Genomic DNA, 12895 nt, shown 5'->3' on the forward strand with positions numbered 1-12895 from the left:
GAATATCCTGCTAGACTTTTAATTGTTATAAATGTGAATCTCTTTGCGTTGGTTTATACGCTGTTCAAATTGATTTTTCAAAGGATCTTACTATCTTGTTGGCGATTATTGCATCAATATGTCGAAGTTTAGGCTTCCTGACCCGTTTGCCAATTAATAAAAGATGGTATGATCGCTCTTATTTGCCAAGTGATGACGCTGCAAGCTTTCCAATTGCAGGTTTTCTCATTGGCCTGTTTGGTGCTGCATTTTTTTTAATTGCGATATTTTTAAACTTAGGAAATCTAGTTGCAGCAATTATCAGCATTATTGCCATTATATTTTTAACTGGGGCCCTTCATGAAGATGGCTTAAGCGATACTTTTGATGGTTTTTTTGCGCCCAAGAACCGCGATCAGCGCCTTGAAATCATGAAAGATTCACGTATTGGGGTTTTTGGCGCTTTGTCGCTTATTTTGTCTATTTTATTAAAGATAGCCTTATTAAATAATCTTTCAACGCAATTTAGCGTAAGCTGTGCAATAATTGCGTTGATTGGTGCAGAAACAATCAGCCGCGCTGCCATGATATGGCTTTGGTATCATTCTCCTTTTGCCCGTTCAAATGGTGTGGCTGTTGCGGCCGGTGCACCAACGCAAATAATGATACGTAATGGATTATTGATTAGTGCATTTTTACTATTTTTGTTAATCGTTCCTTTTTTTGGTCTTATACACTTTATTATAGCGGTCTTACTGACAATGTTTGCTGCATTTTTATTTATGCGCCTTTGCCAGAATAAAATTGATGGAATTACTGGCGATTGCCTTGGTGCATTACAACAAATATCCGTATTGGCCTTTTTAATTGGTGTTTCAATAAGTTATATATAAAAAGAAATAAAAATATTGTACATAATCTGCTCATACCATTCATATTAATTGTGCTAATTTTTAATTTCGCAAAAGGAATTTTTTATCCCATTTTATCCAAGAGAAACATGAAATTAAAAGGCAACTTAAAATATTTTGCGACGTCTATTTATGCCGGAGGTAAAAGTTAAGTCCTTAATGTTTTGAAAAATAGCGAAAGAATTTTAATTTTTTTCTTGATTTACGATATCACTACTATATTATAGATATATCAGAAAGAAAAAATCATTTAAATTGTTAATTGTACATGGAAGAACACCAAAATTTAGACGGCTATTTGATTCATTAATACAATAGGTTATTTTTTTAAAAGGCTTTGTGTTTTTTATCTATGCTTACAAGCTGGGGAGCTGAGCGGTGACGATAAAACAAGGTGTTTTTTTAAAATAGTTGATAGTCGTTTTCCAGTCTCAAAGCAAAATGGCACCAGTTTTTCTGGATGTTGTTTGTTTAAAAACTACAAATGAAATGGGAGTAAACGAATGAAACACAAACTATATACTGCTGGTTTAGCTGCATCGCTATTAGTATCATCCGCATTAATGGCTTCAGCTGATAAGCTAGATGATATTATTAGTTCAGGCACCTTGCGCTGTGCTGTTACGCTTGACTTTCCTCCGATGGGGTCACGTGATGATAAAAATACACCAATTGGCTTTGATGTTGATTATTGCGGAGATTTGGCTAAAGCCCTCGGTGTAAAAGTTGAAATCGTTGAAACACCGTTTCCAGATCGCGTTCCTGCATTGATGTCAGACCGCGCTGATGTAGTTATTGCCTCAACATCTGATACTCTTGAACGGGCGAAAGTTGTTGGTTTTTCAGTTCCTTATATGGTCAACCGCATGGTTATTTTGACGCGCGAGGAAACTGGAATTAATACTTATGAGGATCTTAAAGGCCGTAAGCTTGGAAATACTGCAAGCACCTTTGAAGAAGGTATGATGAAAGCCGATATCGAAAAATGGGGCGGTGGCGCTTACAGTGCCTATCAGTCGCAAAACGATACTATCCTTGCTGTAGCTCAAGGTCACATTGAAGCAAGTGTATTAACCGAAAGCACGGCGCAGCAGGCTATTAAAACAGGAAATTACCCAAACCTAGTCATTAAGGGGGTAGCGCCTTATGTTCCTGATTATTATGGCATAGCAACAAAACGCCAAGAATATGGTCTTATTAATTATCTAAATCTTTTTGTCCATCAACAAGTTCGTACAGGCCGCTATCAAGAACTTTACACAAAATGGTTTAATGGCGATGCCCCATCTTTAATCGTTGAAAAGACCTATCGCTAACATATCATTGATGAAAAATGACTAAATAACAATAAAGCCAGTATATATGACTAATCATTTAATTGGTCATATATAATTATTATGTCTAAAAAAGATAGCTTTATTTAATACGTCTCTCATTCAATGCTACCTTAATTCCAAGCTAATCTTATCCCTCTGATTTCAAATAATAATTAGAGGGATAGTGCAAATTATATTCTACCTAATCTTGTTCTAATTATGTGATAAATGCTTTTGCTGCTTAATTAAATATAGCTGATAAGCAAGATAATTTTTATTGGAGTGAATTTTGGGACCTAAAAATAGGCAACCAGATAATGGGAAAATAGAATTTAATACAGATTATCATATGGGCGGCGATGTCGTTGGTGATTTGATTTTTGCAAATGAGGCACTAAGTTTCTGGGGCGGTGTATCGCCTGAAACTGGCGAGGTGATTGATAGACATCATCCTTTAAGTGGTCATGTATTAACAGGCAAAATTCTTGCAATACCTGGTGGGCGTGGTTCTTGTACAGGTAGTGCTGTGATGCTTGAACTTCTATTAAAAGGAACAGCCCCAAGTGGTCTTATTTTAGCCCAGAGAGATGAAATTCTTATTCTAGGCGTGATGATTGCTAAAATGTTTTTTGATATTTCAATGCCCGTTGCGGTGATAGGAGTTGAGGATTTTAAGCAGTTAGAGAATTTTTCTCATAGTGCAATCATGAATGACTTTGTTCTTGCCGCTCATCATGAAATTGACCGCTCATTAATTGCTCCGCAAATAGAAAATTCTAAAATGCAAATAAGCTTAAGCAATCAAGACCAAAAACTGCTTGCTGGCGATTTTGGAAAAGCAAAATCAATGGCAATGATGGTTATTTGCAAAATGGCCGAGTTGCAAAATGCACAAGAATTAATTGATGTAACTCAAGTACATATTGATGGTTGCATTTATACTGGTGAGGGCGGATATCGTTTTGCTAAAATGTTACGCGATGCAGGTGGTAAAGTCGCCGTTCCAACATCAATGAATTCTATCTCACTTGATATGAAGCGTTGGCAAATGCAAGGTGTCAATGAAAAAGAGGCCAAAAACTCAAGCGCACTTGCAAGCGCCTATACCGATATGGGTGCAAAACCTACCTATACATGTGCGCCTTATCTACTTCCAACGGCTCCTCAATTGGGAGATAATATAGGTTGGGCAGAATCCAATGCCGTGGTTTTTGCCAATAGCGTCCTAGGCGCTCACACACAAAAATATCCAGATTTCTTAGATGCATGCATCGCGATAGCCGGTAGAGCCCCTAAGGCTGGCTGCCATTTAGATATTGGTCGTATTCCAACTTTACTTATAAATGTGGAAAAGACAGACAATATTGATGATGCTTTTTACCCTCTCCTTGGTTATACTATTGGTGATGTCGTAGGCCATCAAATCCCCCTTATATGCGGCTTGGAACAATATCAACCAACACGTGATAATCTGAAAGCGTTAAGTGCCGCATTTGCAACCACTTCAGGAGCACCAATGTTCCATATTGAGGGAATTACGCCAGAAGCAAAAGACAATCCTCAATGGAAAAAGATAATAAACAAAACCATAAATCTTAATAAATTTGATTTGGTTAAAAATTGGCAATCATTAAATGGCTTCAGTCCAGATGAGATTGATCTTATTGCACTCGGTAATCCACATTTTTCATTTGAAGAAGCACAATGCTTAGCAAGTTTGGTCGCGGGCAAACAAAAGAACCCTTTAGTTGATTTTATGGTGACTATGGGCCGCGATGTTTTTGCCAACCTTAAAAAAAGTGAATCTTATAACGTACTTCGATCATTCAACATAAATTTTGTCAATGATACCTGTTGGTGCATGATCACAAAGCCTGTGATTGGTAAAAATGTTCAAACTATTATGACAAATTCAGGAAAATACGCTCACTATGGTGAAGGTCTTACTGGTTGCAAAATGCGTTTTGGCAGTCTTGCAGATTGTGTAGAAGCGGCAATTTATGGAAAAATTTCAAAAAAACTACCCAACTGGTTGGGTAATAATTAACTTCAGAGGTGAATATGTTCAATTATACATTTCAATGGAGGGTTGTTTGGCAAAATCTCGATAAATTGTTAGAAGGTGCATGGGTTAGCCTTTACACTGCAGCAATTAGCGTAATTTTAGCTATTATTCTCGCCTTGATACTACTGGTGTTCCGCCGTTCCAATAATATTTTTCTTACAAGTTTCGCGTCATGTTGGATATCTATTGCGCGTAATACTCCAGCGCTTTTACAAGTTTATTTTATCTATTTCGGCCTTGGCGCTTATGGTATTTTTTTGGGGTCATGGCTTACATTGCTCGTTGGTATTACTTTTAACAGTGCGGGCTATTTGGCCGAAAATTTCCGTGGCGGCATGCAAGCTGTGCCAGAAACCCAAACCCGCGCGGCACGCTCATTAGGCATGAGCGCTTATCAAGCCTTTACATTGGTTGTTGTTCCGCAATTGTTGCGCGTAATTTATTACCCACTCACCAACCAGATGATATGGACGCTATTAATGACATCTCTTGGCGTAATTGTTGGTCTTGATTCAGATCTGATGGCGATAACCAAAGGTATTGCAGATCAAACCTATCGCACTTTTGAAATCTTTTTTGCAGCAGCCATTATCTATTATATTTTGAGCAAGATCCTGCTGCTCGCAGCACGCCTCTGCGCTCATAAAATATTGCGCTATTAAGGGAGTTAATTGATGTTTTTTGGTAAATTATCATGGAATGATATTCTCTATATGGCCAACGGCGCTTTGGTGACTATCGAACTTACTGCTCTTGCAATGCTTATTGGAACCATAATTGGCGTATTCTGTGGGTTCTTACGTGCTGGTGCCCCCACCTTATCTGCGCCTTTATCGTGGTTTTTGGACATTACTCGTAGTGTACCATTGCTTATTCAATTTGTGGTCTTTAACTCGTTCAAAAGTGTTATAGGCCTAAATTGGAGCGCATTTACAATTGCTTGTATTGTACTTGGACTTTACGCCGCATCTTATTGTACTGAAATTGTGCGTAGTGGCGTTTTGGCTGTGCCTTCAAGTTTACGTAGAGCGAGCCGCTCCTTAGGGCTTAGTTGGTGGCAAGACATTATCTATATTGTTTTACCTCTCGCAACGCGAATTTCGTTTCCTGGTTGGCTCAACCTTACACTGTCAGTCATGAAAGACACAGCTCTTGTCTTCTGGATTGGAATTGTAGAATTATTGCGGACTGCGCAACAGGTTAATGTTCGTTTAAATGAGCCATTGCTGATATTTTTTATTGCAGGTATTTTCTATTATATCATTAGTTGGGTTGTTTCCCGTATTGGCGCCCACTTTGAAAAGAAATGGGGTGCAGCATGATTGAAATTCATGAAGTTTCAAAATCCTTCGGTAACTTAGAAGTTTTAAAAGGGGTTTCACTTAACGTTAATAATGGCGAAGTGATGTCGGTCATCGGTGGATCTGGATCTGGTAAATCAACAATGCTTATGTGCATTAATGGACTAGAACGTATTAATAGCGGATTTATAAAAATTGATGGTACAAGTGTTTTTGATAAAAGCACAAATATTGATAAGCTTCGGCAAAAGATTGGTATTGTATTTCAACAATGGAATGCTTTTCCCCACCTGAGCGTCATTGAAAATGTTATGCTCGCGCCCCGCAAAGTCTTAAAAATGAACAAGAAAGACGCGCGTGACATGGCCGTAAAGCAACTGGAGCATGTTGGACTAGGCTCTAAGCTTGATGTATATCCCTCGCAATTATCTGGTGGACAGCAACAACGCATGGCAATTGCGCGAGCCCTTGCTATGTCGCCAGATTATATGTTGTTTGATGAAGCCACTTCAGCGCTTGATCCACAATTAGTCGGCGAAGTATTAGATACGATGCGCACCTTGGCAAAAGAAGGCATGACTATGATATTGGTAACCCATGAAATTAGCTTCGCGCGTGAAGTATCTGATCGCGTTGCTTTTTTCCATCAAGGAAAAATTCATGAAATTGGAACACCGGATGAAGTTTTAAAAAATCCTCAAAGGCAGGAAACTATTGAGTTTTTGCAATCAGTTCGATGAGTAGTTCTCCCAATATATAGTGAAAGCGCCGTATACTTACGTGCACTTAAACCAATTGACTATTAGCTTTCTAAGTTAATTTCATTTTGCTAATTATCTATTATAAAAGGATATTGCAGTTATGCGCAGCAATAAGATTATTCACGTCGTTACATGTCATGCTGAAGGTGAAGTGGGGGATGTTATTGTTGGAGGTGTCCTCCCTCCTCCTGGAGATACAGTTTGGGAGAAATCTCGCTTCATAGCTCAAGATCAAAATTTGCGCAATTTCGTTCTGAATGAACCGCGCGGCGGCGTATTTCGTCATGTTAATTTACTTGTTCCTCCAACTGATCCTAAAGCGCAAATGGGGTGGATTATTATGGAGCCGGAAGATACGCCGCCAATGTCAGGTTCCAACTCTATTTGTGTTGCAACTGTTCTCTTGGATAGTGGCATTATCCCCATGCAGGAGCCGGTTACCAAGCTATATTTGGAGCCCCCTATGGGCTTAATTGAGATTGCAGCGGAATGCCAAAATGGTAAAGCTGAGCGGATACATGTGACCAATGTTCCCTCATTTGCAGATAAGCTGGATGCGCAAATCGAAGTAGAAGGAATAGGTACCATCAAAGTTGATACCGCCTTCGGCGGCGATAGTTTTGTTGTCGTACACGCAAGTGATATCGGCTTGGAAATACGACCAGAATCGGCCGATCAACTAGCTAAAATTGGTGTCAAAATAACACAAGCTGCCAATGAACAAATAGGCTTCAAGCACCCATTAAAAGATTGGAACCATATTTCCTTTTGCGCGATTACTGAGCCTGTCCAACGTATTAATGGTATCCTTACTGGTAAAAGTGCGGTTGTCATTCGCCCTGGTAAAATAGACCGTTCGCCAACTGGAACATTTTGCTCTGCTCGTATGGCGCTTTTATATGCAAAAGGTGAAATGGCTATTGGTGAAAAATTCATTGGCACATCTATCATTAATACTGAATTCCATTGCCAGATAGCTGAAAAGGTCGATATTGCCGATAAAAAAGCAATTATTCCGGTTATTTCAGGGCGGGCATGGATTACTGGAGTTTCTCAGCTGATGTTGGATCCATCTGATCCATTTCCCAATGGCTATCGCATATCCGATACTTGGCCAAATGGATAAATAATCTTAACAAACAACTTTACTCGTGATAGAGCAAGCATGTTTTTAAATTGCTTATGAGCCATGCATGATACGTTTAGCCATATGCGGATTTTATCTATCGATTGCACCAATAATTTAAACTATATATTTAGGAATAATTATGTCCAACCAAGTTGTAACATTGTCTTTTAACGAGCTAAGTGCATTAGTTTGTAAAATTTTAATAAAAGCCGGTGTGCATAAAGATACTGCTCAACTCATTGCTAATAATTGTGTAACCTGTGAAGCGGATGGAACCCATAGCCACGGATTATTTAGGGTTGCCGGTTATTTATCTTCATTAAAATGCGGTTGGGTAAACGGCGATGCAACGCCGATTATCGACGATTGCGGCGCTTCCTTTATTCGGGTAAATGCTGATAATGGATTTGCTCAACTGTCTTTAGCTGCAGCTAAGCCCTTGCTTTTGAAAAAAGTCAAAGAGACTGGTGTTTGCGTGTTATCAATTGCCTTATCTCATCATTTAAGTGCTCTTTGGCCTGATGTTGAGCCCTTTGCGCGAGAAGGTCTTGTTGCATTGAGTTTTGTTGCTGGACTGCCTGTAGTTGTTCACCCTGGTGGACGTAAGACAATTTATGGCACTAATCCTTTTGCTTTTGCTTCACCAGTTGCTGATGACAACCCTTTAGTATTTGACTTTGCAACAAGTGCACTTTCCAATGGCGATACGCGCATTGCAGCAAGCAAAGGTCATTTGCTTGCTGATAATTCTGGAATTGATCGTAATGGCGATGCAACCAATGACCCAAAGGCTATACTTGATGGGGGAGCTTTGCTGCCCTTTGGTGGGCACAAAGGGGCGGCAATTATTCTCATGGTAGAAATACTAGCGGGCGCTCTTACTGGCGGCGCATTTTCAACCGAAGTTGATTTTAAAGGCTATGAGGGGGCCGAAACCCCAAAAACAGGACAACTCTTCATTGTTATTGATCCAAAGCGCGGTAATAATTTTGATTTTGCAACGCGGGTTAAAGGTTTGCTCGATCTTATACGTGATAGTGGTAGCGATGTAAGACTACCCGGTGACAAACGCTATCAGCAACGCCAAAAAGCATTACGTGAAGGAATTACTATTCCCAAAAACCGCTATGACGAATTACTTTCCTATTTGGTTGATTAAACGAGCATTGTCGTAAATATCGCCTAACATGATATTTACGACAAAATCTTTACCTAAGATGTTTAAGCCATCATCTCACGCAAGTGATGCATTAATTCACGCGCTTTATTGCCAGCTACATCAGAATCCCCTGACATAATGCTGTCAATTAATTCAATATGCGCTGCTGCTGATCTGCGTATAGCATCTTGACCGCGATGCAATCGATACCAAAACCGCCTTGAATGGGTTTGTAATGGCGCTACAACACGTGCTGCGAAAACATTGCCGGCAGATCTACCAAGATTTTCATCAAAGATCTTATCGGCATCTAGAAACAAAAAAGCGTCGTTGATTTCAACTGATTCCTTTAACTGCTTAGAAGCCAATTTCATCCGTTCAAAATCAGGTGCTCCAGCATAGCGTGCAGCATCGCGCGCCAGTAACACTTCAAGCCCTTCTCGCGCGTCAATTACGCGCGCAAAATCTTGCGGCTCTAACGCAGTTACCGCAATGCCTGAGCGCGGGCGAATTTCAAAAAAACCTTCCCATGCTAATCTTTGAATGGCTTCACGCACTGGTGTGCGCCCCATACCTGTTGCTTCAATAAGGGAACGCTCATTAACCACCATGCCGGGCTCAAGCACCAATGTAACGATCATCCGTTCAAGGCTTTTATAGGCCAAATCAGCCTGACTATCGGACATCCCGGTAATTTTAATTTCTTCCATTTTTCCGCCTAAAAATCGACTTGACATAAAAATATCTTACTGATATCTATCTGATATATCAATGCCTGTAGTTTGGTTTTTCAATCTTTTTTATGTTTATTTCCAATAGCAGGCCAAAAAAAAATAAATAATGTTATTCGCAATGAGGAGACGAATATGAGCGCTTCAATATTTTCTGGTGTAATTCCTGCTTTGATGACCCCTTGTAAAAGTGATCGTAGCCCCGACTTTGATGCTTTGGTCAAAAAGGGGCAGCAACTTATAGAAAGTGGCATGTCGGCGGTCGTTTATTGTGGTTCAATGGGAGATTGGCCACTTTTGACTGATGCCCAACGTATGGAAGGTGTGGAGCGTCTCGCAAATGCAGGTATCCCAGTTATTGTTGGCACTGGCGCCGTAAACACTGCAACTGCGGTAGCTCATGCATCCCACGCCCAAAAGGTTGGCGCAAAGGGTCTTATGGTAATTCCGCGTGTGCTATCGCGTGGTAGCGTTGTCAGCGCGCAAAAACATCATTTTAAGGCAATTTTGTCTGCCGCTCCTGATCTACCAGCCGTTATTTATAATAGTCCTTATTATGGTTTTGCAACTCGTGCCGATTTGTTTTTTGCTTTACGGCAAGATCATAAAAATCTCGTTGGTTTTAAAGAATTTGGTGGCGCTGATGACATGCTTTATGCTGCTGAAAACATAACTAGCCAAGATGATGAAGTAACTTTTATGGTCGGCGTAGATACAACTGTTGTTCATGGCTTTGTTAATTGTGGTGCAACTGGTGCAATCACAGGCATTGGCAATGTGCTACCTAAAGAAATCATCCATCTTTGCAATCTTTCTATGGCCGCAGCCAAGGGCGATGTAGATGCGCGTAACCGCGCCTATGAATTGGAACATGCTTTGGCGATCCTTTCATCCTTTGATGCAGGCCCTGATCTTGTTCTTTATTTCAAATATATGATGGTTTTAAAGGGTGATAAAGAATACAGCCTACACTTTAATGAAAGTGATGAACTAACTGCAAGTCAACGTGGATTTGTTGAAACACAATTCAACCTATTCAATACTTGGTATGCTGAGTGGTCAAAATTAGCTGGCGCCGTAACAAAATATAAGCCGTAAACACAATTTTGATAAAAGCCCTATTAAAAAATAGGGCTCCATTTGAAAGCATAGGAATATATTTATTATATTTACATGCTGACGCTTGGTTATTCGCGATCAAAACAGTGGGAGGAGGCCTGATGGATAACACACCGAAGGATATTGTCATTATTGGAGGAGGCATTATCGGTATTGCGAGTGCCGCTTTACTTAGCGAAAGAGGGCATAAAGTGACCCTTATTGATCGCACGGGCATTACCGAAGAGACAAGCTCTGGTAATGCTGGTGCATTTGCATTTACAGATGTGTTACCAATTGCATCCAAGGGTATTATGCGTAAATTACCCAAATGGCTGTTAGATCCCCTTGGACCTTTTACTATTCGGCCCAGCTATTTACCAAGCCTCATTCCTTGGCTTTACCAATTTTGGCGTGCTAGCAGTAAATCAAAACAAGTTCATACCATTGAAGCGCAAGTTGCAATGATGGGACTTGCCGAAAAAGAAATGCTTGCGCTTATAAAACGAGCTTCCCTTGAAAACTACCTTGGCACGATTGGCAATTTAGAAGTTTATGAAAGTGAAAACGAATTGCAATCAGCGCTGCCAAGCTGGAAACAACGTGAAAACTATGGCATTGAAGTGCGCCATATGAAAGCTGGTGAAATGGCGCAATTGCAGCCAGGTCTTTCACCGCGTTTTGTTGCGGGTAGTTTTGTTGAAGCCTGGCGCAATGTTACTGATCCAAAATTATTTGGTAAGGCTCTCTGGGAATATGCGCAAAATCTTGGCGCAAAATTTATAAAGGCGACTGTTTTAGAAATATCACCTTTAGAAAATGGTGCGAACATTACCACCGATAAAGGTGAAAAATTAACCACGAACTTTACCATTATTGCGTCAGGTGCTTGGTCTAAGCATTTTGCACAAAAATTGGGTGACACGATTCCTCTAGATACCGAGCGTGGTTATAACACTACATTACCTGCTAACGCACTCGATTTACGCCAACAGGTAACATTTGGCGGTCATGGTTTTGTTATTGTGCCGCTTGCTACCGGCATTCGCGTTGGGGGTGCAGTTGAAATGGGCGGTTTAAAATTACCTGCCAACTATAAACGATGTGGTGCCATGTTGACAAAAGCTAAGGCCTTTTTCCCTGATCTTAAAATTGATTGTGGCAAACAATGGATGGGGCATCGGCCATCTATTCCCGATGGCTTACCAGTGATTGGCACCGCTAAAGCAAGTCCTTATATTCTATATGCTTTTGGACACGGACATTTAGGGCTTACACAATCTGCTGCCACGGCACGCCTTATTAATGATATTATTGAAAAAAATAGCAGCGAAATATCAATTGCGCCTTTTGATCCTCGGAGGTTTTAAAAATGGCACGTCATTCGTTTTTTTGTATTGATGGACATACATGTGGTAATCCTGTGCGTTTGGTGGCTGGTGGTGGGCCTCAATTGAAAGGCAGCACCATGATGGAAAAGCGCCTACATTTTTTAGCTGAATATGATTGGATCCGTACTGGGCTAATGTTTGAACCTCGTGGTCATGATATGATGTCTGGTTCTATTCTTTATCCGCCAACACGTGACGATTGTGACATTGGTGTTCTTTATATTGAAACATCTGGTTGTTTGCCAATGTGCGGACATGGTACAATTGGTACCGTTACTATGGCGATTGAATATGGTTTGATAAGCCCTAAGACACCAGGTAAAATTAGCCTTGATACCCCAGCAGGTAAGGTTGATATTGCTTTTCAACAAAATGGCGAATATGTCGAAGAAGTTCGATTAACTAATGTTCCAGCTTTTCTTTATGCAGAACAGCTTGATGTAGAATGCCCTGTACTTGGTCATTTAAAAGTAGATGTTGCCTATGGTGGCAATTTTTATGCGATTGTAGAACCACAAGAAAATTATTCCGATATGGCTGATTATAACGTTTTGGAGCTTATCGCTTGGAGTCCGATCTTGCGCGAACGCCTCAACGAGCTTTATAGTTTTCAACACCCTGAAAAGCCTGAAATAAACCATCTTAGCCATATTATGTGGACAGGAAAGCCAACGCAACCTAGTGCCCATGCTCGTAATGCAGTATTTTATGGTGATAAAGCAATTGATCGTTCGCCTTGTGGTACCGGCACATCAGCGCGAATGGCACAGCTTACAGCCAAAGGAATATTGAAAGAAGGCGATAGTTTTATCCATGAATCTATCATTGGTTCAATGTTTGATGGACGCGTTGAAAAAATAACACATGTTGCAGATCGCGCAGCCATCATTCCATCTGTCGCGGGTTGGGCAAGAATGACTGGATTTAATACAATTTTTATCGATGATCGCGACCCCTATAAGCATGGCTTCATCGTTAAATAATTATAATTTATAAGCCGTAAAAAAACCTTCGCAAATTTACGAAGGTTTTTTAAAAGTCTAAGGCTCTTCAA

The 12895-nt window shown here is 40.3% G+C and carries 12 protein-coding genes; 11 read left to right on the top strand and 1 reads right to left on the bottom strand.

All coding sequences use genetic code 11. The annotated features are described in order from the left end of the window. The first annotated feature begins 95 nt into the window (after positions 1–95). From cobS to H3299_RS06390, 8 genes are all read left to right on the top strand, one after another. Positions 96–872 (top strand): adenosylcobinamide-GDP ribazoletransferase, encoded by a 777-nt coding sequence (cobS, locus tag H3299_RS06355; protein WP_182419429.1) that lies wholly within the window; start codon positions 96–98, stop codon positions 870–872. Between the two features lie 521 nt (positions 873–1393). Beyond that, positions 1394–2206 (top strand): transporter substrate-binding domain-containing protein, encoded by an 813-nt coding sequence (locus tag H3299_RS06360; protein WP_182419430.1) that lies wholly within the window; start codon positions 1394–1396, stop codon positions 2204–2206. Between the two features lie 289 nt (positions 2207–2495). Next, positions 2496–4253 (top strand): aconitase X, encoded by a 1758-nt coding sequence (locus H3299_RS06365; protein WP_246708164.1) that lies wholly within the window; start codon positions 2496–2498, stop codon positions 4251–4253. Between the two features lie 14 nt (positions 4254–4267). Beyond that, a complete protein-coding gene (locus tag H3299_RS06370; protein WP_182419431.1) occupies positions 4268–4933 on the top strand; it encodes an amino acid ABC transporter permease in 666 nt (221 codons plus the stop codon). A 12-nt stretch (positions 4934–4945) separates the two neighbouring features. Beyond that, complete coding sequence (locus tag H3299_RS06375) at positions 4946–5593, top strand: amino acid ABC transporter permease (RefSeq protein WP_182419432.1); 648 nt, start codon at positions 4946–4948, stop codon at positions 5591–5593. Continuing rightward, positions 5590–6312 (top strand): amino acid ABC transporter ATP-binding protein, encoded by a 723-nt coding sequence (locus H3299_RS06380; RefSeq protein ID WP_182419433.1) that lies wholly within the window; start codon positions 5590–5592, stop codon positions 6310–6312. The genes H3299_RS06375 and H3299_RS06380 overlap by 4 nt, the downstream gene beginning before the upstream one ends. 121 nt (positions 6313–6433) lie before the next feature. After that, entirely contained in the window at positions 6434–7459 is a 1026-nt protein-coding gene (locus H3299_RS06385) for a proline racemase family protein (protein ID WP_182419434.1), read from the top strand. Positions 7460–7601: 142 nt separating this feature from the next. Then, entirely contained in the window at positions 7602–8621 is a 1020-nt protein-coding gene (locus H3299_RS06390) for an Ldh family oxidoreductase (RefSeq protein WP_182419435.1), read from the top strand. 62 nt (positions 8622–8683) lie between these two features. On the opposite strand, the gene H3299_RS06395 is transcribed toward H3299_RS06390, so the two are convergent. Beyond that, positions 8684–9331 carry a GntR family transcriptional regulator gene (locus H3299_RS06395; RefSeq protein ID WP_182419436.1) on the bottom strand — a complete coding sequence of 216 codons (648 nt, stop codon included), beginning with the start codon at positions 9329–9331 and terminating at the stop codon, positions 8684–8686. Positions 9332–9487: 156 nt separating this feature from the next. On the opposite strand from H3299_RS06395, the gene H3299_RS06400 reads away from it, so the two are divergent. The 3 genes from H3299_RS06400 (at position 9488) to H3299_RS06410 (ending at position 12824) form a co-directional block, all read left to right on the top strand. Beyond that, complete coding sequence (locus H3299_RS06400) at positions 9488–10450, top strand: dihydrodipicolinate synthase family protein (protein ID WP_182419437.1); 963 nt, start codon at positions 9488–9490, stop codon at positions 10448–10450. 122 nt (positions 10451–10572) lie between these two features. Beyond that, on the top strand, positions 10573–11820 hold the full coding sequence (locus tag H3299_RS06405; RefSeq protein ID WP_182419438.1) for an FAD-binding oxidoreductase: 1248 nt from the start codon (positions 10573–10575) through the stop codon (positions 11818–11820). 2 nt (positions 11821–11822) lie between these two features. After that, complete coding sequence (locus H3299_RS06410) at positions 11823–12824, top strand: 4-hydroxyproline epimerase (protein WP_182419439.1); 1002 nt, start codon at positions 11823–11825, stop codon at positions 12822–12824. Positions 12825–12895: the final 71 nt, after the last annotated feature.

This window comes from Bartonella sp. HY038 (genome assembly GCF_014117425.1).
GTDB lineage: Bacteria > Pseudomonadota > Alphaproteobacteria > Rhizobiales > Rhizobiaceae > HY038.